This is a genomic window from Streptomyces actuosus (assembly GCF_016921115.1).
In the GTDB taxonomy this organism is placed as follows: Bacteria; Actinomycetota; Actinomycetes; order Streptomycetales; family Streptomycetaceae; genus Streptomyces; species Streptomyces actuosus_A.
The window spans coordinates 268,794-290,592 of the sequence record NZ_JAFFZS010000001.1; the positions used below are offsets into that span (position 1 = coordinate 268,794).

20 protein-coding genes are annotated in these 21,799 nt (G+C 74.1%); 14 read left to right on the forward strand and 6 right to left on the reverse strand.

Annotated elements, in window-relative coordinates:
* Nucleotides 1-61 precede the first annotated feature (61 nt).
* Nucleotides 62-550, reverse strand: a complete 489-nt coding sequence (locus JS756_RS01195) for a hypothetical protein (RefSeq protein ID WP_205380976.1) — start codon at nucleotides 548-550, stop codon at nucleotides 62-64.
* A gap of 566 nt (nucleotides 551-1,116) precedes the next feature.
* Between JS756_RS01195 and JS756_RS01200 the strand changes: the two genes are divergently transcribed.
* The 7 genes from JS756_RS01200 to JS756_RS01230 all read left to right on the forward strand — a co-directional run bounded on the left by JS756_RS01200 (nucleotide 1,117) and on the right by JS756_RS01230 (nucleotide 7,377).
* The gene (locus JS756_RS01200; protein WP_205380977.1) at nucleotides 1,117-2,079 is read left to right on the forward strand and encodes an ABC transporter ATP-binding protein; all 963 of its coding nucleotides are present in this window, start codon (nucleotides 1,117-1,119) and stop codon (nucleotides 2,077-2,079) included.
* A 6-nt stretch (nucleotides 2,080-2,085) separates the two neighbouring features.
* Nucleotides 2,086-3,252, forward strand: coding sequence for an ABC transporter permease (locus JS756_RS01205; RefSeq protein WP_205380978.1), 1,167 nt, complete (start codon nucleotides 2,086-2,088; stop codon nucleotides 3,250-3,252).
* Entirely contained in the window at nucleotides 3,249-4,424 is a 1,176-nt protein-coding gene (locus JS756_RS01210; protein ID WP_205380979.1) for an ABC transporter permease, read from the forward strand. The genes JS756_RS01205 and JS756_RS01210 overlap by 4 nt, the downstream gene beginning before the upstream one ends.
* Nucleotides 4,425-4,575: 151 nt before the next feature.
* Complete coding sequence (locus JS756_RS01215) at nucleotides 4,576-5,574, forward strand: GerMN domain-containing protein (protein ID WP_205380980.1); 999 nt, start codon at nucleotides 4,576-4,578, stop codon at nucleotides 5,572-5,574.
* Nucleotides 5,575-5,677: 103 nt separating this feature from the next.
* Complete coding sequence (locus tag JS756_RS01220; protein WP_240203090.1) at nucleotides 5,678-5,935, forward strand: dsRBD fold-containing protein; 258 nt, start codon at nucleotides 5,678-5,680, stop codon at nucleotides 5,933-5,935.
* Nucleotides 5,936-6,089: 154 nt separating this feature from the next.
* Nucleotides 6,090-6,770: a DUF4389 domain-containing protein gene (locus JS756_RS01225; protein ID WP_205380982.1), complete on the forward strand. Its 681-nt coding sequence runs from the start codon at nucleotides 6,090-6,092 to the stop codon at nucleotides 6,768-6,770.
* A gap of 40 nt (nucleotides 6,771-6,810) precedes the next feature.
* A complete protein-coding gene (locus JS756_RS01230) occupies nucleotides 6,811-7,377 on the forward strand; it encodes a flavodoxin domain-containing protein (protein ID WP_205380983.1) in 567 nt (188 codons plus the stop codon).
* A gap of 452 nt (nucleotides 7,378-7,829) precedes the next feature.
* On the opposite strand, the gene JS756_RS01235 is transcribed toward JS756_RS01230, so the two are convergent.
* The 3 genes from JS756_RS01235 to JS756_RS01245 form a co-directional block, all read right to left on the reverse strand.
* Complete coding sequence (locus tag JS756_RS01235) at nucleotides 7,830-8,252, reverse strand: Hsp20/alpha crystallin family protein (RefSeq protein WP_205380984.1); 423 nt, start codon at nucleotides 8,250-8,252, stop codon at nucleotides 7,830-7,832.
* Between the two features lie 124 nt (nucleotides 8,253-8,376).
* Nucleotides 8,377-9,099, reverse strand: coding sequence for a CBS domain-containing protein (locus tag JS756_RS01240; protein WP_205380985.1), 723 nt, complete (start codon nucleotides 9,097-9,099; stop codon nucleotides 8,377-8,379).
* Between the two features lie 35 nt (nucleotides 9,100-9,134).
* The gene (locus JS756_RS01245) at nucleotides 9,135-10,205 is read right to left on the reverse strand and encodes an alcohol dehydrogenase catalytic domain-containing protein (protein ID WP_205380986.1); all 1,071 of its coding nucleotides are present in this window, start codon (nucleotides 10,203-10,205) and stop codon (nucleotides 9,135-9,137) included.
* A gap of 266 nt (nucleotides 10,206-10,471) precedes the next feature.
* Between JS756_RS01245 and JS756_RS01250 the strand changes: the two genes are divergently transcribed.
* Both JS756_RS01250 and JS756_RS01255 read left to right on the forward strand, forming a co-directional pair.
* Nucleotides 10,472-10,933 (forward strand): universal stress protein, encoded by a 462-nt coding sequence (locus JS756_RS01250; protein ID WP_205380987.1) that lies wholly within the window; start codon nucleotides 10,472-10,474, stop codon nucleotides 10,931-10,933.
* Between the two features lie 180 nt (nucleotides 10,934-11,113).
* Nucleotides 11,114-11,998, forward strand: coding sequence for a CBS domain-containing protein (locus JS756_RS01255; protein WP_205380988.1), 885 nt, complete (start codon nucleotides 11,114-11,116; stop codon nucleotides 11,996-11,998).
* 483 nt (nucleotides 11,999-12,481) lie between these two features.
* On the opposite strand, the gene JS756_RS01260 is transcribed toward JS756_RS01255, so the two are convergent.
* On the reverse strand, nucleotides 12,482-13,393 hold the full coding sequence (locus JS756_RS01260) for a pyridoxamine 5'-phosphate oxidase family protein (protein WP_205380989.1): 912 nt from the start codon (nucleotides 13,391-13,393) through the stop codon (nucleotides 12,482-12,484).
* A gap of 238 nt (nucleotides 13,394-13,631) precedes the next feature.
* Here JS756_RS01260 and JS756_RS01265 point away from each other — a divergent pair, with 238 nt between their 5' ends.
* The gene (locus tag JS756_RS01265; protein WP_205380990.1) at nucleotides 13,632-14,306 is read left to right on the forward strand and encodes a CBS domain-containing protein; all 675 of its coding nucleotides are present in this window, start codon (nucleotides 13,632-13,634) and stop codon (nucleotides 14,304-14,306) included.
* Between the two features lie 65 nt (nucleotides 14,307-14,371).
* Here JS756_RS01265 and JS756_RS01270 read toward each other — a convergent pair whose 3' ends face one another.
* A complete protein-coding gene (locus tag JS756_RS01270; protein WP_205380991.1) occupies nucleotides 14,372-16,126 on the reverse strand; it encodes a sensor histidine kinase in 1,755 nt (584 codons plus the stop codon).
* Nucleotides 16,127-16,313: 187 nt separating this feature from the next.
* Here JS756_RS01270 and acsA point away from each other — a divergent pair, with 187 nt between their 5' ends.
* From acsA to JS756_RS01290, 4 genes are read left to right on the forward strand one after another with little or no spacing between them, the layout of a single operon-like run.
* Nucleotides 16,314-18,116: an acetate--CoA ligase gene (acsA, locus tag JS756_RS01275; protein ID WP_205380992.1), complete on the forward strand. Its 1,803-nt coding sequence runs from the start codon at nucleotides 16,314-16,316 to the stop codon at nucleotides 18,114-18,116.
* Nucleotides 18,113-19,153, forward strand: coding sequence for a pyruvate dehydrogenase (acetyl-transferring) E1 component subunit alpha (pdhA, locus tag JS756_RS01280; protein WP_205380993.1), 1,041 nt, complete (start codon nucleotides 18,113-18,115; stop codon nucleotides 19,151-19,153). The genes acsA and pdhA overlap by 4 nt, the downstream gene beginning before the upstream one ends.
* Nucleotides 19,150-20,187 (forward strand): alpha-ketoacid dehydrogenase subunit beta, encoded by a 1,038-nt coding sequence (locus JS756_RS01285; RefSeq protein WP_205380994.1) that lies wholly within the window; start codon nucleotides 19,150-19,152, stop codon nucleotides 20,185-20,187. The genes pdhA and JS756_RS01285 overlap by 4 nt, the downstream gene beginning before the upstream one ends.
* 1 nt (nucleotide 20,188) lies before the next feature.
* Nucleotides 20,189-21,799: a dihydrolipoamide acetyltransferase family protein gene (locus JS756_RS01290; RefSeq protein ID WP_205380995.1), complete on the forward strand. Its 1,611-nt coding sequence runs from the start codon at nucleotides 20,189-20,191 to the stop codon at nucleotides 21,797-21,799.

Below are 21,799 nucleotides of genomic sequence, written 5' to 3' on the forward strand. Positions count from 1 at the left end.
ACGGCAAACGACTCGATCTACGGCTGAAGGGTCAGCAATCGAGGATGAACGAGTCCACATATCACTTCGGAACGCTCACCTTGTGGAAGTAGATCTCTGTCACAGGTGACCCGTCGATTCTGGTGAGGGTCTCCCGCATCAATCCACGGTCGATCAGGACGTAGTCGGCACGCAGAGTGACGGCGTCACCGTTGTTGAAGCAGGTGATGACGAACTTGTCGGAGGTCATCCTGGGGCCTGCCACAACACCGTCGGAGAAGGAGAACAGGGCACGGTCCGTGCCGCCGCACAACGTCACGTAGGAGTCGCGACCTGCCAGCGAAATCTCGCCGTCGGCGTTGCGCCTGAAGCCTCGCCGCGAGTCGCCGCCATCGAGCGGATCCGTACCCATCCAGTAGCCGACCGGCCAGTTGCTCGCCCTGGTCGGTCTTTGCGCTGGCGCATCATCGGTCGCGGCCGACACCAACCCACCTGACGCAAGCCCCAGCACGCTGACCAATGCAACCGTGACAACCGGCAGGCGTCGCATGATCGAACCTTTCTGCTTCACCGGGCTATCGACCCTTCACACGCTGGACCTTAATGCCCGATTCCCGGGGGAACGGGACGACCCGCCGAAGCGAGGCACATGTTCAGCAGGCAATCGGACCCTTCAGTCGTAGATCACGGGAATCGCTGTATTTTCGTCGATCTGATTTCACGGGCCGCTGCCCGATATGAAGGCGGAGTTGCTCGATCTCTCGACGGCCGTGACGGACGCGGAGTGCGCTGAGGGTGTCGCCGACCGGCTCGACGACGTGCTGCTCGACATCGCCGGGACGTTCCGGCCCGCACGCCCGGAACGCTCGGTGCCGCGTGGTGCCTCGGCCACGGCGTGCCCCGTGCGGGCAGTGCCGGTGTTTCGGGGTGACCGTCCGGGCGACGCGGCGGTGGTTCCGGGGGCCGTCGCGCAGCGCGGGGGCACCGGCCGCCGGTCCGGAGGGCGCGGGCCGGACGGCCCACGGGCCGGGCCCGGGCGGGCCCTGTGCAGGCGGGCGCGCACCGACCAGGCTCAGCGGCAGAGGCCTTCCGTGAGGCCACCGGCCCGGCGGGCCGGGGGTCCGTCGAGGAGATGTCATGAACGATGCCGCGCCGCAGCCCGTGCTCGACTGCGCGCACCTGGTTCGGCGGTTCGGCGATCGCACCGCCGTCGACGACGTGAGCCTGCGCATCGCGCCGGGCGAGACCTACGGTCTGCTCGGGCCGAACGGCGCGGGCAAGACCACCGCCATCCGCATGGTGTGCGGGCTGCTGCGGCCCGACGCGGGCACGGTACGCGTCGCGGGCCTTCCGGTGAGCACGGCCGCCGGACCGGCGAAGCGGCTCATCGGCTTCGTGCCCCAGGAGGTCGCCCTGTACCCGGACCTGAGCGTCCGGGAGAACCTGCGATTCTTCGGCCGGCTGTACCGGCTGCCGCGCCGCCGGCTGGAGGCGCGGGTGGCGGAGGTGCTGGACCTGATCGGCCTCACCGCGCGCGCCCGGGACCGGGTGGACTCCCTGTCGGGCGGCATGCGGCGGCGGCTCAACATCGGCGCCGGGCTGGTGCACGCGCCGACCCTGCTGGTCCTGGACGAGCCGACGGTCGGGGTCGATCCGCAGAGCCGGCACGCGATTCTGGAGAGCGTCACACGCTTCGGCGAGCAGGGCATGGCCGTCCTCTACACCACGCACTACATGGAGGAGGCGGAGCGGCTGTGCGACCGGGTCGGCATCATCGACCGGGGGCGGCTGATCGCCGAGGGCACCCCGCGGGAGCTGGTGTCGCTGGTCGCCGAGCGCGACCGGGTGCGGCTCACCGCCGTCGGCGACCTCGATGCCTTCGCGCGGGCGTGTCGCCGCTTCACGCGCGTGGAGGGCGCGGCACGCGGCGGGGACCGGGACGACGTGGTGGAGGTGGTCGTCAAGGACGCGCGCAGCCTGCTGCCGGAGCTGCTGGACCTGGCACACCGGCAGGGTGTCCACGTCAGGAGCGTCGAGATCGACGAGCCCGACCTGGAGACGGTCTTCCTGCATCTGACCGGCACCGCCCTGAGGGAGTGAGCCGTCGTGCGTGTCGTTCTGTCCATCGCGGCCAAGGACCTGCGGCAGCGTCTGCGCGACCGGTCGGCCTGGGTCATCGTGTTCGTGGCGCCGGTGCTGATCGCGGGCCTGATGGCCCTGGCGTTCGGCGGCGACACGGAGTTCCGTGCCGACATCGGCGTCGTCGATCTGGACCACGGGCCGGCCGCCGCCGGGCTCACCCAGGTCCTCACCGGCCCGGAGTTGCGCGGCACCGTGCGCGTGCGGGAGTACGGCGACGCGGCGACCGCACGGCGGGCGGTGGACTCCGGGCGCGCCCACGCCGCGATCGTCGTCCCGGCGGGGTTCACCCGGGCGTTGCGCGGCGGCAGCCCCTCCCCCGTCGTCGTCCTGGACAGCGTCGACCACGGGCTGGAGGCGCAGCTCGCGCGCGCCGTCGCCGAGTCGTACGTGGCGCAGGTCAACGCCGACCGGCTGTCGGTCGCCACGGCGGTTGCGGCGGGGGTGCCGCAGGAGGACGTCCCCCGGCTCGCCGCGCGGGCGGCGCTGCTGCGTCTGCCGGAACAGGTGCGCCCGGAGGGCATGGCCGACGACCCGCTGGAGGTCATCAGCTACTTCGGACCCAGCATGGGCATCTTCTTCGTGCTGTTCACGGTCGGTTTCGGGGCGCGCGGCTACTTCGCGGAGCAGCAGCAGGGCACCCTGGACCGGATCGCGGCGGCCCCGGTGGGACGGGGTGCGCTGCTGCTCGGCAAGTCGCTGTCCACGTTCGGCTACAGCCTGGCCGGGCTCGCCACCGTCACGCTCGTGTCCTGGCTGGCCCTCGGCGCCCGCTGGGCGGACCCGGTGGGCGTGGCCGTCCTCGGACTGGGCATGGCGGTCGCCGTGGTCTGTCTGACCGCCCTGGTGATCGCGGTCGCGCGGACCGAACGGCAGGCCGAGGGGCTGGCGTCGGTCGTGGTGTTCGGACTGGCCCTGGCAGGCGGCAACTTCGTCTTCGCCTCCGGCACGTCGTTCATGCACCGGCTGGCGTTGTTCACTCCCAACGGGTGGGCGCTGCGCGGCTTCACCGATCTGGGCACCGGGGTGCGGGGCTGGGCGGCGGTCGGCGCTCCCCTGCTCGGCATCGCCGGCTTCTGCGCGGCCGTGACCGCGGTGACGGTCCTGCTGCTCCGGCTGAGGAGGACACCATGACCGCACTCGCCGTGGCCCGGGCCACCGTGCTGCGGGCGCTGCGCGACCGGACGGCCCTGTTCTTCATGGTGCTGCTGCCGGTCGCCATCATCGTCGTCATCGGGATCACGGTCAGCGGGTTCGACCGGTTCCGGGTGGGTGTCGTGCCCGCTCCGCGGCAGGGCCCCGTCGCCCGGGAGCTGGTGGCCGACCTGCGGTCCGACACCGGGCTGCGCACGCGGGTGTTCGGCAGCGCGGGGGACGCTCGGAACGCGCTGCGCCGTGCCGAGCTGGACGCCGTGGTCGTGATGCCGGCGGGTCTGGACGAGGACGTGCGCTCGGGACGGTCCGTCGCGGTGCCGGTGCTCGTGGAGCCGTCGGGCAACGCCGGGCACTCCGCGGTGTCGACCGTGTCGGCGGTGGTCGCCGGTCACGCGGCGAAGCTCCAGGCGGCGCGCTTCGCCGCGCAGGAGGCCGGCGGCACCTTCGAGACGAACCTGGACCGGGCGCGGGGCGTCGAACGGGCCGCCTCCCCCATCGCCGTTCGCGCCGAGACCGTCGACGGTGTCAGCGAGTTCCTGCCGCTCGGCTACAGCTACAGCACGCCGACGATGCTGGTGCTGTTCGTCTTCGTGAACGCGCTGGCGGGTGGTGCCGCCATCGTGCAGACACGGCGCACGGGGGTGTACACCCGGGTGCTGGCGGCTCCCGTTCCGTCCCGTGCCCTGGTGCTCGGCGAGACGGCGGCCTATCTGCTGCTGGCGCTGGTGCAGTCGGTGCTGATCGTGGGCATCGGCGCCCTCGCGTTCGGCGTGTCCTGGGGTGATCCGCTCGCCGCCGCCGCCCTGGTGGGTGTGTGGGCGCTGGTCGGGACCGGTGCCGGGGTGCTGGCGGGTGCGCTGTTCCGGACGCCGGAGCAGGTGCACGCCCTCGGTCCGTCCCTCGGCATCACCCTGGGCATGCTCGGGGGCTGTATGTGGCCGCTGGCACTGGTCCCGGGCTGGCTGAGGACGGTGGGCCATGCCGTACCGCACGCCTGGGCCGTGGACGCGTGGACGGAGCTGCTGTCCAGGGGCGGCGATCTGGGCGCGATCCTCACCGATCTCCTGGTCCTCCTGGGCTTCGCGGTGGTGCTCCTCACCCTCGCGTCCCTGGCGTTGCGTCACCGTCTCACCACGTCCGACCGGACCTGATGGCACGTCAACTGCACTGGTTCTACGTGCACCTGACCGACCCCGGGCAGGCGGGTCGCCAGGACCCGCGCGGATGCCGTGCTCGGGGCCGTACGGTCCCTGGCGGGCGGCCCGGGGCGGTGCTTGTCTGGACGTGTGGGAGGAGGTCGCCATGAACAGCAGATCCCCCGCTCCCCGCCCGCGCGGGCGCCGTTCGTGGACGTGCGCCGCCGCACTGGTGCTGCCGCTGGCCGTCGTCGTCGCGTGCGACACCGCGGGCAGGTCTCCGGCGCCCGGCACCGGCGGCCGGCCGTCGGGCTCCCCGACGGCCGAGGGAACGCCGGGAGGGGCGTCGCCGGGCTCCTCGGGGACCGCGCCGCCGACCGGCACGGCGGGAGTGCCGGGCACGGCGACCGTGCCCGGGTCGTCGCCGGACCCGTCCGCGGGAGGCGGGGCCCGCAGCGTCCGCACGGCGGTGTACTTCCTGCACGGCGAGTACGTCTCCCCCGCCCCGCGCACCGTGGCCGCTCCGGGCACGGCCGCCGGCGCGGTCCGCGCGCTGCTGGCCGGCCCGAACGGCTACGAACGGGCCCACGGGCGCGGCACGGCCATCCCGTCCGGGACGGCCCTGCGGTCGCTGGTGATCCGCGACCGGGTCGCGACCGTGGACCTGTCGGGGCGGTACGACGACGGCGGCGGCAGCCTCTCCCTGCGGGAGCGGCTCGCCCAGGTCGTGTTCACGGTCACCCGGTTCCCCTCCGTCGACAGGGTGCGCTTCGCCCTCGACGGCACGCCGGTGGAGCATTTCGGCGGGGAGGGCATCGTCCTCGACCGGCCGGTGGGCCGGGCGGACTTCGAGGACGTCGCCCCGGCCGTTCTGGTGGATTCGCCCCTGCTCGGCGACACCGTCGGCTCGCCTCTGCGGGTGCGGGGCAGCGCCGACACCTTCGAGGCCGTGTTCCGGCTGAAGGTCACCGACGTCACCGGCCGCACCGCGGCCGACGTGCAGGTCCGGGCGACCTCCGGCACCGGGACCCGCGGCACCTTCGACGTGACGTTCCCCTGCAAGCCCCGCAGGAGCGGTCCTGGACTGCTGACGGCGTACTTCGACTCGCCGGCGGACGGCCGTCCCGTGACCGTGGACACCGTCCCGCTGACCGTGCGGCGCTGACGGGGCCGCACGGCTCCGAGGGGGCCGTGCGGCTCCGGCGTGGCACGCGGCGCGGGCGCAGGGTGGAGTGCGCACGGGGTCACGTCGCGGGGAAGTGGTCGCGATGGACGCCGAGGAACGGACCGTGCGGATCCACATCACCGAGGACGGTGACGACACGCGTGCGCGTGCCGTGCTCACCACCCGCGACACCGCGGACCTCACCGGCCGCGGCAGGGCACGCAGCAACCCGGTCGACCGCCCCGTTCCCGAGATCGGCGACGAGTTCGCCGCGAGCCGGGACCTGGAAGATCTCGCCGTACGGCTGCACGACGTGGCCGCCGGCGACATCGTCACCCCGGCGGGGCCGGTCCAGGCCTGACGGGCACCTGCCGGGGCCACTCGGCCCGGCGTCTGCCCCGCTCAGCCCATGGGCCCGTGGGTCCCTTCCGGCGGACGCTGGAGGAAAGGCGGAGGCCGCGGCCCGCGGGCGCACCGCTCGCGGGGCGCGGCCGGAATCCGAAGGGACCGGTTCCATGAGCACGAACAAAACGCCTGCCTCGCCGTCCGACCAGGTGCCGCCGCCCCATCCGGCACGGCTGACCGCGGTCCTCGACGCGCCGCTGTCCCGCTGGCTGTGGCTGGTGAAGTGGCTGCTCGCCCTTCCGCACTACGTCGTCCTGTTCTTCCTGTGGGTGGCGCTCACGGTCACGAGCGTCGTGGCGTTCTTCGCGATCCTGTTCACCGGCCGCTACCCGCGCCCGCTGTTCGACTTCAACACCGGTGTCCTGCGCTGGACCTGGCGTGTGGCCTACTACGCCTACGGTGCCCTGGGCACCGACCGGTACCCGCCGTTCACGCTCGCCGACGTTCCCGACTACCCGGCGCGCTGGCAGCTGGAGTATCCGGAGGAGCTCTCCCGCGGCCTGGTGCTGGTGAAGTGGTGGCTGCTGGCCATCCCGCAGTACCTGGTCGTGGCGTTCCTCGTGGGCGGCGTGCGCGCGGGCTGGTACGGGGGCGGGCTCATCGGTCTGCTCACCCTCTTCGCGGGCGTCTCGCTGGCGGCGAAGAGCGTCTATCCGCGCGGGCTGTTCGACCTGGTGATCGGCCTGAACCGGTGGGTGCTGCGCGTGGCCGCCTACGCCGCGCTGCTCACCGACGTCTACCCGCCGTTCCGGCTCGACCAGGGCCCCGACGAGCCGGTGTCGGCGCCGTGAGCCCGGCGCGGAGCAGCACGACGCGAGCGAGGTGAAGATCATGGACATCCTCGTGGGGCACGCGTCCGTGCACGGCTCGACGCGGGAGATCGCCGAACGGATCGCCGCGGTGCTGGGCGAGCGGGGGTGGGCCACGGAGGCCCGGCCGATGGCGGAGGTGGAGGACGCCGACGCCTACCGGGCCTTCGTCCTCGGCAGTGCGGTGCACGGGCAGCGGTGGCTGCCCTCGGCGAGCGACTTCGTCCAGGAGAACCTGGACGTGCTCGTGCCGCGGCCCGTATGGGTGTTCAGCGTCGGGATGCCGGATGCCCTGCGGGGTCCCTGGCGGCGTCTGGCTCCCACGGAGGCGGGGGTGATCGAACAGGCTCTGCCCGCCGGGCCGGCCTATCGGGAGCATCGCCTCTTCACCGGTGTGGTCACCGCGGACCAGCTGCCGCGCAGCGGGCGCCTGTTCTTCCGTCTGGCGGGCGGCAGGTTCGGGGACCACCGTGACTGGGCGGCCGTCGAGGCGTGGGCGGACGGGATCGCCGAGGACCTGCACGGCGGCTCCGACGGCGCGCGGTCGTCGGCCGGCCGGCCCGGCGCGGGGGACGGCCCCGGCCGGTGATCCGACCGGCCCGTCACGGGTCCCGGCTCGGTGTGTCCGAGGCGCCCGGTCCCGTACAGAGCGTCCGGGGGCCGGATCCGTGCACATCGTCCGGGGCGCCGGATCCCGTGCAGAGCATCCGGGCGCCGACACCCCCCGCCGGCTCCGGTCGCAGCCCGCTTCCGGCGCGCCCCCCGGCTCCCGTGCCGCCCGGAGTCGCGGACGCGGCGCCGCCCGCGCCCCGCGCCGCGGTCGCGGCTCCGGCTCGTGTGCCGGTCGCTGCTCCGATTTCGGCTCCGGCTCGCGCCCCGATCCCGGTGGGACAGCCCGGGATGCAGCGGATCCCGCAGGGCGCCGGGCAACGGGCGCAGAGGGCGGTGGGCACGGAGGGCGGTGGGCACGGAGGAGTGCGCGGCCGGTGCGTCCACCGGCCGCGCACTCCTTACGCGATGCGGCTGCGCCTCTCCGTCCGCTCAGGCGTGCCGCACCTTGATGGTCCTGGCCTCCGTCGTCTTCTCCTCCGGAACCGGAACCGTGACCGTCAGCACGCCGTCCCTGTACTCGGCGCTCGCCTCGTCGCCCTTGGCGCCGGCGGGCAGCCGCACCGAGCGGACGAAGGTGCCGTAGCGGAACTCCGTGCGGTGCTTCTCCGTGGTCTCCTCACTGCGTTCGGCCCGCAGTGTCAGGATCCCTTCCTCGACGGTGATGTCGACGTCCTTCTCCGGGTCGATGCCCGGGAGTTCGGCCCGAAGGACGTACGCGCCGTCACCGATCTGCTCCTCGATCCGGATGCCGTGCAGCCCGGGAACGTGCGTCCCCGGGAGTCCCGACTCGACCCAGCCGAACAGGTCCGGGAGTGTCGGCCAACCCGGCAGCCGCTCCAGCACGCTGGTCATCTCGGCCTCCTCTCCTCGCACTTCCATCGTCCCGCCCGGTCCCGTCCCGTGCCAGGGCCGGCCGGCCCCCGTCCGGGACCGGCCGGCCCTGGGCGCCCGTGCGCCACCGGTGCCGTCACCCGCCTCACGGTGTCCGGTGCGGGCCCGGGGTTCCCGGGTCGTCGTCGGGCGGCACGAGGTCGGGTTCGAGAGCCGGACGGTGACGGGGCCCGGCGAGCGCGCAGCGCACGTCCACCACGCCCTCGACGGAGCGCACCAGCCACACCGCCAGCGGCACCACGGAGGTGTCGCGGACCCGGCCGGTGAGGGTGACGACGCCCTCGTGGACGTCGACCCGGACCGCGTCGATCTGCTCGGGGAACCGTCCGACGACGATCTCCCGGCGGATCTCCTCCGCGATGTCCTCGTCGGACCGGAGGAACACCCGCAGCAGGTCGGACCGGCTGACGATGCCCTTGAGCACGCCGTCGTCGTCGACCACGGGCAGGCGCTTGACCCCTCGGTGGGCCATGACGCGCGCCGCACGGGCGAGGGTCGCGTCCGGGTGGACGGTGACGGCGGGCGAGGTCATCAGGTCCTGCGCCGTCACGCCCTCCGCCTTCTCCCGCCCGGACGGACCGGGGGCGCCGGGCGGACCGGTCGGCGCGGTGTCGCGGAACTCCTCCTTGCGCAGCAGGTCCGCCTCCGAGACGACACCGATCACGCGGCCGTGCGCATCCAGCACGGGCAGGGCGCTGACGCCCCACTGCTCGACGGTCCTGACGATCTCCTTGAACTCCGCCCCGCCGGCCAGGGCGACCACGGTGCGGGTCATGACGTCGTTCACGGTGTACGGAGAACCGGGCATGGCGCCCTCCCAACTGCTCGGTGTGTTCGGGGCCGTCAGGCTTCGCCCACGGGGACGACCTCACGTTGCGGCCCGCCCAGCACGACCTTCAGCGCCCCCGTCTCGGCGGCGCCGGCGAAGACGTCGTAGGCCTCCTGCATCCGCTCCATCGGGAAGGTGTGGGTCACCAGCTGGGCGGTGGGAAGCCGGTCCGCCGCGGCCATCCGCAGCAGGGTGGGCGTGGTGCGGGTGTCGACCAGGCCGGTGGTCAGGGTGATGTTCCTGCTCCAGAGCTCCTCCAGGTGCAGCGTCGCCGGCCTGCCGTGCACGCCGACGTTGGCCACCCGTCCGCCGGGCCGCACCATGCGCGTGCACATCTCGAAGGTCTCCGGCAGGCCCACGGCCTCGATGACCACGTCCGCCCCGAGTCCGTCGGTGAGGTCCGCGATCAGCTGCTCGGGGGTCTCCCGGGCGTCGGCCACGGCCTCGGCGCCGAGCTTGCGGGCGGCCTCCAGGCGGGCGGTGGCCACGTCCACGGCGACGATCCGCTCGGGCGCGAACAGCCGGGCCGTCGCGACGGCGGCCAGGCCGACGGGCCCGGCGCCGACCACGACGACGGTGTCGCCGGGGCGTACCCGGCCGTTGAGCACGCCCACCTCGTAGGCGGTCGGGAAGATGTCGGCCAGCAGTACGGCGTCCTCGTCGGCGACCGAGGCGGGCAGGGGATGCACGGAGAGGTCGGCGTGGGGCACCCGCACGTACTCGGCCTGGGTGCCGTCGACGGTGTGCCCGAGGATCCATCCCCCGCCGCCCCGGCACTGGCCGTACATGCCCTCACGGCAGTAGGAGCACCGTCCGCAGGCGCTGATGCAGGAGACCAGGACCCGGTCCCCCGGCCGCACGCTGCGCACGTCGGCGCCGATCTCGACGATCTCGCCGACCGCCTCGTGCCCAAGTACCGTTCCGGGGCGCACGTCGGGAACGTCGCCCCCCAGGATGTGCAGATCGGTTCCGCAGATCGTCACCGCGTCGACCCGTACGATCGCGTCGCCCGGCTCCATGACGCCGGGGTCGGGGACCTCCTCCCAGGCGGCTTCTCCGGGGCCGTGGAAGACGTAGCCTTTCATGCCGTTACCTCGCCCTCTTGCGCTGCGGCGGACCCCGGTCGCGGGCATCCGCGTGCGGGCCGGGTCCGGGCACCGGCAGGAGTCCGCGGGCCCGCAGCTCCAGCCTGTCCGCCGGGCCCGGAATCCGCATGGGCCGGTCGGTCCCCCGGTCCGCCTGGTGGGCCCCATTGCGGTGCCGTGCACGCCTGCGGCACCCCCCGGCTGGCGTCGGGGGCCGGAGGCGGGCAGCGTGGAGGCGGGGACAGCTTCTGCCGAGTGAGGTGACCATGGAATCCACTGAGCCGGAGCGCCGGGTGGTCGTGGGCGTGGACGGATCCCCGTCGTCGTACGAGGCGCTGCAGTGGGCGGCACGCTACGCCCGGGACGTCGGCGGCGTCGTGGACGCCGTGCACGCCTGGGACACCCCCTCGGCGGCCGGCTGGGCCGGACCGGCGATCGACCCGGAGCTCGACCTGGAACAGGCCCGGGAGCGCTTCGCGGCGGAACTCCAAGCGGTGTTCCCGTCCGGGCCTCCCGCCGCCGTACGGGAGCACCTGATCGAGGGCGACCCCTCGGAGGTGCTGATCAGGGCCTCCGAGGGGGCCGATCTGCTCGTCGTGGGCCACCGCGGCCGGGGCGGATTCGCGCGGTCCATGCTCGGTTCCGTCAGTCACCGCTGCGCCCAGCACGCGGCCTGCCCGGTCGTCGTGGTGCGGCACGAGGGGCACCGCCGGCATCACGCGCACTGACCGGTGACGGCGTTCCCGGGCGGCGGTCGGCAGCCGGGGTCCGGCGGGCCGCGCCCGCCGGCCGGGGGTCCCGTCGGCCGCGCCGCGGCCGACGTGTGGACCGTCCGGCCCTACGCCGCGGCGCCGGGTCGGCGGAGGGTGGTGGTGGGGAGGGGACCGCGACGACCACGGGAGGCCGCTGTGAACGAGCGCGAGAGCCACTCCGCCGCGTCCGAGGCACGACACGGCGGACCGGGCAGGCGGCCACGCCCGTCCGGAGAGCCGCACGAGGATCTGCTGCTGCGCTATCTGAGCGCGATGTCGGCCCTGTCGTCACGGCAGACGGCGGCCAGAGCCCCCGGGGGGCACGTGGCCGCCGGAAGGCCGGACCGGGCGGCCGAACCGCCCCCGGCAGTGGGGCCGGCACAGGAGCCGGGACCGGCGGGGGCGCCGGTGCTGGTCCGGGACGTCATGCAGGTCCCCGCACCCTCCGTCGCCTGGGATCTGGCGTTCCAGGAGGTCGCACGGGTGCTGGCGAGGGAACACGCCGGATCCGTCGCCGTGGTGGACGACGACGACCGCGTGCTCGGCGTGGTGTCGGAGTCCGACCTGCTGGCCAAGGCGGCCGTCGAGGCGTCGCAGGAGCGTCCCGGTGCGCTGCGGCGCATCCGGGGGCACCGGATCATGGAGAAGGCGGGCGGGGACACGGCGGAGGCGCTGATGACCAGCCCCGCGATCACCGTCCTGCCCGGTGCGACCGCCGCCGAGGCGGCGTGGCTCGTGGCCCTGTCACGTCTGAAGCGCGTGCCGGTCACGGACCATCAGGGGCGCCTGGTGGGCACCGTCGACCGCACCGTGCTGCTGCAGGCGCTCATCCGGGACGACGCGGGCCTCGAGAAGGAGGTCCGCCGTCTGGTGACCGTGGTCGCCGGCCCGGTCGCGGCGGACGACGTGCACGTCGCCGTCCACGCCGGTGTGGTCGACCTGCGGGGCCGGCTGCCCGGTGCCGCCGCGGAACGGCTGCTCGCGGAGGTCCGGGGCCTGGAGGACGTCACCGAGGTGCACGCCGACCTGGGTTCGGCCTGACGGTCACGGCGGTGCGGCCCACCACGCACGCGGTCGCCCAGTGCCGCGGCAGGAAACGTTCGCGCGTCGAGGAGCGGGGTCCGGTGCGTGCGCCCGGTGCGCCGGCCGGAAGTCCTCGTACCGGGCGTACTCGGGCTTCCGCCCGGTGCGCCGGGTGGGGACACCTCCCACCCCTTGGGCAGACGGGGGAGCGTGCCGGGCGTCGTGACCGGGCGGACGTCGCCTGCTGCGGCACCAGGTGCGGCCCGAGTCCCGCGGCCCGGGCCGCACCGCGCTGTGCGCGTTCCGGCCTCGCCGCACCGTCGCGCCCCGCCTGCCCGCCCGCCACACCCTCGCGGATCCTCCGCACCCACGCGGTTCCCTGCGTACCCGCGTGCCCGTCGCATCCCCGTCGTGCCTTCGAGGTCCCTCACGTCCCTGCCGATCTCCGCCGAGCCCCGCGCGCCTGTCGCGCATCTGTCCCCTCCAGCCGGTCCGGCCGGTTCACCCCTCCACCGAGGTGATCCGGCGTCCGGTGATGCGCTCGGGGCGGAGCTCCACCCACAGGCCCCGTTCGCCTCCCGCCCAGGGGTCGCTGTGCGCGTACTCCCCCAGCCGTGCCATCGCGTCGGGGTTCGTGACGGCCCGGGCGGGGCCTACGACGAGCACACTCCAGCCCTGGCTCATGGCGTCGTCGATGTGGTCGGCCTCGAAGGCGACCGTCTCTCCGACGACGGCGGCGAGGGCCGAGCCGGGCGCGGTGCGGTAGACGATGGTGCCGTCGATGACGTCGTAGTTGACCGGGAGGACGGCGGGACCGTCGGCGGTGGTGACGGCGATGCGCCCCACCCCGTGTGTGGAGAGCCGGGTCCAGCATTCCTGCGGTGGCAGATCCTCCAGACGGGGGTGGAGGAGTGCGCGTCCCTGCCCCGGTGGCCGGTCCTGGTCGGCGCCCTGCAGTTCGATCAGGGTCGTCCCCAGGGCGTCGGCCAGCCGGACGAGGGTCGCCATACCGGGATCGGCGGCATGGCTCTCCAGATAGGCGAGGTAGTCGGGGGACATGCGGGCCCTGCGCGCGGTCTCCGCCAGGCCGAGGCCACGCCTGCCGCGGGCGGCGGCGAGGCGCCGCCCGATGTCGCCGGGCTGCGCGGCACGACCGCCGGGCTCCGGGGTGCCGAGCGGGGGTGGGGGCGCGGACGCCGTGGCCCTTGCCCGCTCCGTCTCCGGCCCCTCGGGGTGCTGGATGCGGGCGTCCGGGCCCGGGAACACCAGGGTGGTCTCGCCCGTGTCCGCCCATTGGACGTCGTAGGGGGGCGTGCCGTCCTCGTGGTGCAGGCCGACGATCTCGCCGTCGCGCCGCATCGCGCCGGTGACGGGGCTTTCCACGATCAGTCGGTCGCCGAGATGAGCCTGCATGATCGTGCCTCTCTTCGCGTGTCCCCCTCCTCTCACCATCACGCGCGACGAAGGGCGCCGAACGGGCCGAAGGTCCCGCCCGTCGGGGTCGAACGGCTCGTTGTGCTGCGCGTTGGCCCCATGCGGATGACGGGCTCCGCTGCCACCCTGGCAGTGCGGCATCCTCGGGCGGCCTGCCGCCCGGCACGCCGCTTCCGGTCGGGAACCGAAGGGTCGGGGGACCGAAGGGAGAAGTGTCATGCAGCACCGAACGGTCGGCGACCTGATGACCCGTGACGTGGTCCGGGTCCACCGGGACGCACCCTTCAAGACGATCATCCGGCTGATGGCCGAGAGCGAGGTGACCGCCCTGCCGGTGGTCGACGACCTGGACCATCCCGTCGGAGTGGTGTCTGAGGCCGATCTGCTGCGCACGGTGGCCTCGCACCCCGATCCGGCCGGGCTTCCACTCTCGCCGCACCTGCTGCACGAGGAGCGGCCCGAGGCCGAAGGCGTCACGGCCGGGGAGCTGATGACGGCTCCGCCGGTGTGCGCGCGGCCGGGTTGGACGGTCGTGGAGGCGGCGCGCCTGATGGACGCCGAACGCGTCAAGCGACTTCCGGTGGTCGACGAGACCGACACGCTGGTGGGCATCGTCAGCCGCGCCGACCTGCTGCGGATCTTCCTGCGCCGGGACGAGGCGGTGCGCGACGAGATCGTCGTCGACGTCCTGACCCGGACCCTGGGTCTCGCGCCCACCGACGTGGTCGTCGCCGTCCAGGACGGCAGGGTGACGCTCAAGGGGAGCGTGGACGCGCCCAGTCTCGTCCCGGTGATCGAGCGGTTGTGCCGGGGTGTGGACGGCGTCGTGTCCGTGTCCCTGGACCTGAGCCTTCGCGCGCAGGGCGCCGGGACGCACGGGGGCGTCTCCTGATCCGTACGCCTCGATGGCGCAGGCGGGGACGTCCGGGTGACGGACCCGGGGTCCCGGGCCCCTCGTCAGTCGTCCTGCGGAGTCTCCGGCCGTGCGGCCGCCTGCCGCACGGGGGCGTGCCACACCAGTCGGGTGCCGCCGCCGTGCGGGCTGTCCACCTCCAGGGCTCCGCCGAGCCTCCGCGCCCGCTCGACCATGTTGAGCAGGCCGCTGCGGCGGCCCTCGGGCGGGATGCCCACGCCGTCGTCGGTGACGGTGAGCCGGACCTCTGTGCCGTCGGTCTCCAGGACGACGTCGGCGCGTCCGGCGCGGGCGTGCCGGGCGACGTTGGCGAGTGCTTCCGACAGCACCGCCACGACATCACCGGCGGTCTCCTCGGGCACGTCGGTGTCGAGCAGGCCCTGCATGCGGAGACCGGGGACGAAGCCGAGCACGGGCGCGGCGTCGCCGACGGCCTGCGCCACCCGGGCCCGCAGGCCGGAGGCGGAGACGTCCTCGCGCGAGCGCAGGCCGAAGATGGTCGAGCGGATGATCTTGATGGTCTCGTCGAGGTCGCCCACCGCGCGCAGCACCCGCCGCGCCGCCTCCTCGTGCTCGATGAGCCGGCCGGCGCTCTGCAGGGTCATACCGGCCGCGAACAGCCGCTGGATGGCCAGGTCGTGCAGGTCGCGGGCGATGCGGTCGCGGTCCTGCAGAAGGACGATCTGCTCGGCGTCCCGGCGGCGTTCGGCCAGTTCCATGGCGACGGCCGCCTGCGCGGCGAAGACCTGGAGCGGCTCCGTGTCCTCCTCGGTGAACAGCCCGTGCCCCGCCCGCCGGACCAGCAGCACCACCCCGCGCACCCGGTCGCCCGTCCCGATCGGCACCGCCACGGCCGGGCCGATTCCCCCCGGCCGCGGCGGGCTCGCCGTGACGGGCTCGTCCACACGGACGTCCGCGCTGCAGACCGGTGCGGCCCGCAGGAACGCCTCCCCCACCAGCGTTCCTTCCACGGGCAGCACCACCCCGCGCAGGGACTCGGCCTCCGCCCCGAGGGCCAGCTCCACGGTCAGGGCGTCGGCGCCCTCCATCGGGATGGCCACCAGGGTCAGGACGGCTCCGGTGATCTCGCGGGCCCGCCGGGCGATCAGGCCCAGTACCTCGACCTGGCCGCTGCCGGACATCAGGCTGTGGGTGATCTCCGCGTTGGCCCGCAGCCACCGCTCGCGCAGCCGCGACTCCTCGTACAGGCGGGCGTTGTCGATCGCGACACCCGCCGCCACGGCGAGCGTGGACAGGACCGACTCGTCCTCCTCGTCGAACTCCGCCCCGCCGCGCTTCTCCGTCAGGTACAGATTCCCGAACACCTGCTCGCGCACCCGGATGGGAACACCGAGGAAGCTGTTCATCGGCGGATGGTGCGGCGGGAACCCGTACGACGCCGGGTGCTGCGACAGCTTCGCCAGCCGCAACGGCTCCGGATGCCGGATCAGCTCGCCCAGGATGCCGTGCCCCTCCGGATACGGCCCGATCCGCGCGATCTGCTCCTCGCTCACCCCCACCGTGTGGAACGCCGACAGCCGCTTGCCGTCCGGGCCGATCACACCCAGCGCCGCGTACTCGGCGTCCACCAGCACCGCCGCCGCCTCCACGATGCCGTGCAGGGCCTGCTCCAGGTCCAGCTCACGCCCGACCGACAGCACCGCCTCCAGCAGACTGAGCACCCGGTCCCGGGTACCGCGCGCCGCGTCGATCCGGGCCTGGAGCTCCTCCAGCAACTCGTCCAACCGCAGCTGCGGCAGAGGTACGCGGACCTCCGCCGGGTCGTCCGAGCCTGCCATCGCTCGTCCTCCAGCCACACGTGGGCGCCGGCCATCGCTTTCCCTGCCACGGTAACGGCACGGCAGGCAGCACGACACGCGACAGCGCCGGGCCAGCCCGGCCGGCCTTCGGCGCGGGCCCTTCGGCCCAGTGCGCGCCCCGTCCCGGGAGCGGACCGTGGGAACAGGCCGGCGAAAGGGGACGGACATGCCCTGGGAGACCATCCACAAGGACGCCGCTCCTCGCGTGCCGCCGCATCTGGACGACTACGGCAAGGCACGGGCGGCCTTCTCCTGGTCCGCGGCGCGTGCCGCGCTCGACGGGCTGCCCGACGGCCGGGGGCTGAACATCGCCCACGAGGCCGTGGACCGGCACGCCGCCTCGGCGCACCGGACGGCCGTGGCCCTGCGCTGCGTGGGCCGCGACGACTCCGTCACCTCGGTGACGTACGAGGAACTGGCACGGTCCACGTCCCGCTTCGCGAACGTGCTGCGCGCCCTCGGAGTCGGCCCCGGCGAGCGGGTGATGACGCTCCTGGGGCGCTGCCCGCAGCTGTACACCGTGGTCCTCGGCACGTTGAAGAGCAAGGGTGTGCTGTGCCCGCTGTTCTCGGCGTTCGGTCCGGACCCGGTGGCGCAGCGGCTGCGGCTGGGCGACGCGCGGGTGCTGGTCACCACCGCCGACCTGTACCGCAGGAAGGTCGCCGGGCAGCGGGACCGGCTCCCGGGCCTGGATCATGTGCTCGTCGTCGGCGAAGGCGCCGACGACCTGCCCGGCACGCTCTCCTACGACGCGCTGACGGCCGCCGCGCCCGACACGTTCACGATTCCCCCGACCTCGCCCGACGACATGGCTCTGCTGCACTTCACCAGCGGCACCACCGGCACCCCCAAGGGGGCCGTCCACGTCCACGAGGCGGCCGTGGCCCACCACGCCACCGCGCTGTACGCGCTCGACCTGCATCGGGACGACGTGTTCTGGTGCACCGCCGACCCCGGATGGGTGACCGGCATGTCCTACGGCGTCATCGCGCCGCTGATGCACGGTGTGACGGTCGTGGTGGACGAGGGCGACTTCGACGCCCGCCGCTGGTACCGGATCCTCGCCGAGCAGCGCGTCGGTGTCTGGTACACGGCGCCGACGGCGCTGCGGATGCTGATGCGGACGACCCCGCGGACGGGACCGTACGACCTGCCCGCCTCCTTCGACCTGAGCGCGCTGCGGTTCATCGCCTCGGTCGGTGAACCACTGAACCCGGAGGCAGTGCTGTGGGGGCGGGACGTGCTCGGTCTCCCGGTGCACGACAACTGGTGGCAGACCGAGACCGGCGCCATCATGATCGCCAATTTCGCCGGCTGCGACATCCGCCCCGGCTCGATGGGCCGTCCGCTGCCCGGTGTGGAGGCCGCGGTGCTGCGGCGCGGGGAGGACGGCCGGGCGGACGTCACCGACGGCCGGGTCACCGTACTGGACGAGCCCGGCGCCGAGGGCGAACTGGCGCTGCGGCCCGGCTGGCCGTCCATGTTCCGCGGCTATCTGCACGACGAGGAGCGGACCGCGGCGGCCTTCGCGGGCGGCTGGTACCTCACCGGTGACCTGGTCCGGCGGGACGCGGACGGCTGGTACTGGTTCGTCGGGCGTGCCGACGACGTCATCAAGTCGGCGGGGCACCTCATCGGGCCCTTCGAGGTGGAGAGCGCCCTGATGGAGCATCCCGCCGTCGCGGAGGCCGGGGTGATCGGGCGGCCCGACGCGGTCGCCGGGAACATCGTCAAGGCGTTCGTGTCGCTGCGGCCCGGTTTCGAGCCGAGCACCGCGACCCGGCGGGAGCTGCTGGCGTTCGCCCGGCGCCGGCTCGGCCCGGCCGTCGCCCCGCGCGAGATCGCGTTCGACCCGCATCTGCCGCACACCCGCAGTGGCAAGGTGATGCGCCGCCTGCTGCGGGCCCGGGAGACCGGCCTGCCCGAGGGCGACATCTCCACCCTGGAGGGAACGGAGGGGTCCGCATGAGCACGACCCGCACCCCGCGCGCGAGCGCGTCCCGGTCACGGTCCCGGTCGCGGCCGGACCGGCAAGCGGCGCACCGGCGGGACCTGCTGCACGGCATGCTGCGCGTCCGCCGGTTCGAGGAACGCTGCGTGGAGTTGTACAGCGAGGCGCGCATCCGCGGCTTCATGCACCTGTGCATCGGGGAGGAGGCGGTGGCCGTCGGCGTCACTGAGGCGTTGACCGCGGACGACGCCGTCGTGTCGACGTACCGCGAACACGGCCACGCGCTCGCCCGGGGCGTTCCGGCCGACGCGGTCATGGCGGAGATGTTCGGCAAGGTGACCGGGTGCAGTCGCGGGCGCGGCGGCTCCATGCACCTGTTCGACGCGGGCCGCCGCTTCTACGGGGGCAACGCCATCGTCGGCGGCGGTCTGCCGCTCGCCGCCGGTCTGGCCCTCGCGGACCGCATGACCGGCCGCCCGCGCGTCACCTGCTGCTTCTTCGGCGACGGCGCGTTCGCCGAGGGCGAGTTCCACGAGACCGCGAACCTGGCCGCCCTGTGGGGGCTTCCGGTGCTGTTCGTGTGCGAGAACAACCTGTACGCGATGGGCACCGCGTTGTCCCGCCACCAGGCGCAGACCGATCTGGCGCTGCGGGCCGCCGCGTACGGCATGGTGTCCTGGGCGGTGGACGGCATGGACGCGGCGGCCGTCGAGGACGCGGCCCGCCGGGCCGTCGAGGGGGTGCGTGCCGGGAGCGGTCCGCACTTCCTGGAGATGCGGACCTACCGCTTCCGTGCCCACTCCATGTACGACTCCGACCGCTACCGCGACAAGGCCGAGATCGAGCGCTGGCGGGAACGCGACCCCGTCGAGCTGCTCGCCCGGCTGATGCGGGAGCGGGGGGAACTGCCCGACGAGACGCTCACGGGCCTGGAGGACGAGGTCCGCGCGGAGATCGACGACGCCGTCCGGGCCGCCGAGCAGGCACCGGAGGAGCCCGTCGAGGATCTGCTGACCTACGTCACCAGCCCGCCGGCGGAGGTGAACCGGCCATGACCGCGACGAAGACGCCGCACGCCGATCCCGCCGAGCGGAAGACGACCTACCGGGAGGCGCTGCGCGAGGCCCTCAGGGACGCGCTGCGCGCCGACGACCGGGTGTTCCTGATGGGCGAGGACGTCGGCCGCTACGGCGGCTGCTTCGGCGTCAGCCTCGGTCTGCTGGAGGAGTTCGGCCCGGACCGGATCCGTGACACGCCGTTGTCGGAGTCCGCGTTCGTGGGCGCGGGCATCGGTGCGGCCCTGGGGGGCCTGCGGCCGATCGTGGAGATCATGACCGTGAACTTCAGCCTGCTCGCCCTGGACCAGATCCTGAACAACGCGGCGACGCTGCTGCACATGTCGGGCGGGCAGCTCCCGGTCCCGATCGTCATCCGGATGACCACGGGCGCCGGCCGGCAGCTCGGCGCCCAGCACTCGCACAGTCTGGAGGGCTGGTACGCGCACATCCCGGGCCTGCGGGTACTGGCCCCGGCGACCATCGCCGACGCCCGCCACCTGCTGGCGCCCGCGCTCGCCGATCCCGACCCCGTGCTGATCTTCGAGCACGGCGGGCTGTACAACACCTCCGGCGATCTGCCGGCCGACGCGGGCCCCGTCGGCCTCGGGCAGGCGGCGGTGCGCAGGCCCGGCACGGACGTCTCCCTGATCACGTACGGCGGTTCGCTGCCGAAGGCACTGACCGCCGCCGACGAGCTGGCCGGCGGCGGCATCAGCGCCGAGGTGGTGGACCTGCGCAGCCTGCGGCCCCTGGACGACGCGACGATCAGCGATTCGGTGGCGCGCACGCACCACGCCGTCGTCGTGGACGAGGCCTGGCGCAGCGGCAGCCTGTCCGCCGAGATCTCCGCCCGCCTCACCGAGCACAACTTCTACGACCTGGACGCCCCCGTCGAGCGGGTGTGCAGTGCGGAGGTGCCCATGCCCTACGCGCGCAGGCTGGAGGAGGCGGCGCTGCCGCAGCCCGGCACCATCGTCGCCGCGGCCCGGCGCGCGGTCGGCGACGCACCCGACGACGGGAGGGCGGACTGAGATGGCCGAGTTCACCATGCCCTCGCTCGGCGCCGACATGGACGAAGGGGTGCTGCAGGAATGGCTGGTGGCCCCCGGCGACCGGGTCGGCAAGGGCGACGCGGTCGCCGTGGTGGAGACCGACAAGGCGGCCATCGAGGTCGAGTGCTTCACCTCGGGCACCGTGGGGCGGCTGCTCGTCGAGCCCGGCACGCGGGTACCCGTGGGGACGCCGCTGGCGCTGATCGACACCGCGCAGGCGCCGGCGGCGCAGGCCGCCGAGAAACCCACGGCCGAGGCGCGGGCGCCGGGTGCCCGGACGACGCGCACGCGCGGTACCGGTGGCGCGGGGGCCGCCCGGAAGGGCCGTGCGGAGACACCCGCGGGCCGGGCCGCCGTCCACGCGCGCGTCCGCGCGCCGAAGGCCGCGGCCGTGCCGGAGGGGCTGCCCGCGCCGGAGCCCACCGAAAAGGCAGCGCCACCGCCCCCGTCGGCCCCACCGAGCCCGCCGCCCGCGCCGGCTCCGCCCAGCCCACCGTCCGCCGCCGGGGAGCCGGCCGCCGCCGTCGGTCCGCTGGTGCGCCACCTGGCGGACGGGTTGGGCGTCGACCTGGGATCCGTGCACGGCAGCGGGCCCGGCGGTCGGGTCACCCGCGCCGATGTCGCGCAGGCCGCCCGTCCGGCCCCGGCGCGGCGGCGCGTCACGCCGTACGCTCGTCGTCTCGCCCGTGATCTCGGTGTGGACCTGGAGGGCGTGCACGGCACCGGTGACGGCGGTGCCGTGCGGGCCGCCGACGTGCGCGCCGCCGCGCGGGCCGCGCAGGCCGCACCGGAGCGCTCCCGTCCCGCGGTGCCGGTCCGCGCGCGGGACGGCGGGCATGTCCCCGCAGCCGAGGCCGCAGCCGTGTCCGGCGAGGGCGCGCGAGACGACGGCCGGCAGCGCGAGGACGCGATGCGCCGTGCCATCGGTGAGTTGATGAGCCGTTCCAAGCGGGAGATCCCGCACTACTACCTGTCCACGGTCATCGACCTGGCGCCGGCCCAGGAGTGGATGCACCGGCGCAACCGGGGACGGCCGCCCTCCGCACGGCTCGTGACGGCGGCCCTGCTGCTGAAGGCCGCGGCCCTGGCGGCGCGCGAGGTGCCGCAGCTCAACGGTCACTGGCAGGACGGCGCATTCACGCCGGGCACCGGGGTGCACCTGGGTGTGGCGGTGTCGCTGCGCGGCGGAGGGCTGCTCACGCCGGTGATCCACGACGCCGACACGCTGACGCCGGAGGACCTGATGGCCACCCTGAAGGACCTGGTCCGGCGGGCTCGCCAGGGCCGGTTGCGTGGCAGTGAGCTGTCCGGGGCGACCCTGACCGTCACCAGCCTGGGCGAGCAGGGGGTGGAGGCCGTGTTCGGTGTCATCCACCCGCCGCAGGTGGCCCTGGTGGGCTTCGGCGCGGTCGTGGAGCGCCCGTGGGCCGTGGGCGGGCTGCTCGGTGTGCACCCGGTGGTGACGGCCACCCTGTCGGGCGACCACCGCGCCACCGACGGCGCGATCGGGGCGCGCTACCTCACGGCGGTCGACCGGCTGCTGCACGAACCCGGGGACATGCCCGGGTCGACGATCGAGGAACGCGAGTGA

Bases quoted from the DNA above. Each gene is read 5' to 3' on its own strand.
- JS756_RS01200 (WP_205380977.1), top strand. From the start codon at position 1,117: ATGAACGATGCCGCGCCGCAGCCCGTGCTCGACTGCGCGCACCTGGTT.
- JS756_RS01210 (WP_205380979.1), top strand. From the start codon at position 3,249: ATGACCGCACTCGCCGTGGCCCGGGCCACCGTGCTGCGGGCGCTGCGC.
- JS756_RS01215 (WP_205380980.1), top strand. From the start codon at position 4,576: ATGAACAGCAGATCCCCCGCTCCCCGCCCGCGCGGGCGCCGTTCGTGG.
- JS756_RS01220 (WP_240203090.1), top strand. From the start codon at position 5,678: ATGGACGCCGAGGAACGGACCGTGCGGATCCACATCACCGAGGACGGT.
- JS756_RS01225 (WP_205380982.1), top strand. From the start codon at position 6,090: ATGAGCACGAACAAAACGCCTGCCTCGCCGTCCGACCAGGTGCCGCCG.
- JS756_RS01230 (WP_205380983.1), top strand. From the start codon at position 6,811: ATGGACATCCTCGTGGGGCACGCGTCCGTGCACGGCTCGACGCGGGAG.
- JS756_RS01235 (WP_205380984.1), bottom strand. From the start codon at position 8,252: ATGACCAGCGTGCTGGAGCGGCTGCCGGGTTGGCCGACACTCCCGGAC.
- JS756_RS01240 (WP_205380985.1), bottom strand. From the start codon at position 9,099: ATGCCCGGTTCTCCGTACACCGTGAACGACGTCATGACCCGCACCGTG.
- JS756_RS01245 (WP_205380986.1), bottom strand. From the start codon at position 10,205: ATGAAAGGCTACGTCTTCCACGGCCCCGGAGAAGCCGCCTGGGAGGAG.
- JS756_RS01250 (WP_205380987.1), top strand. From the start codon at position 10,472: ATGGAATCCACTGAGCCGGAGCGCCGGGTGGTCGTGGGCGTGGACGGA.
- JS756_RS01260 (WP_205380989.1), bottom strand. From the start codon at position 13,393: ATGCAGGCTCATCTCGGCGACCGACTGATCGTGGAAAGCCCCGTCACC.
- JS756_RS01265 (WP_205380990.1), top strand. From the start codon at position 13,632: ATGCAGCACCGAACGGTCGGCGACCTGATGACCCGTGACGTGGTCCGG.
- JS756_RS01270 (WP_205380991.1), bottom strand. From the start codon at position 16,126: ATGGCAGGCTCGGACGACCCGGCGGAGGTCCGCGTACCTCTGCCGCAG.
- acsA (WP_205380992.1), top strand. From the start codon at position 16,314: ATGCCCTGGGAGACCATCCACAAGGACGCCGCTCCTCGCGTGCCGCCG.
- pdhA (WP_205380993.1), top strand. From the start codon at position 18,113: ATGAGCACGACCCGCACCCCGCGCGCGAGCGCGTCCCGGTCACGGTCC.
- JS756_RS01285 (WP_205380994.1), top strand. From the start codon at position 19,150: ATGACCGCGACGAAGACGCCGCACGCCGATCCCGCCGAGCGGAAGACG.
- JS756_RS01290 (WP_205380995.1), top strand. From the start codon at position 20,189: ATGGCCGAGTTCACCATGCCCTCGCTCGGCGCCGACATGGACGAAGGG.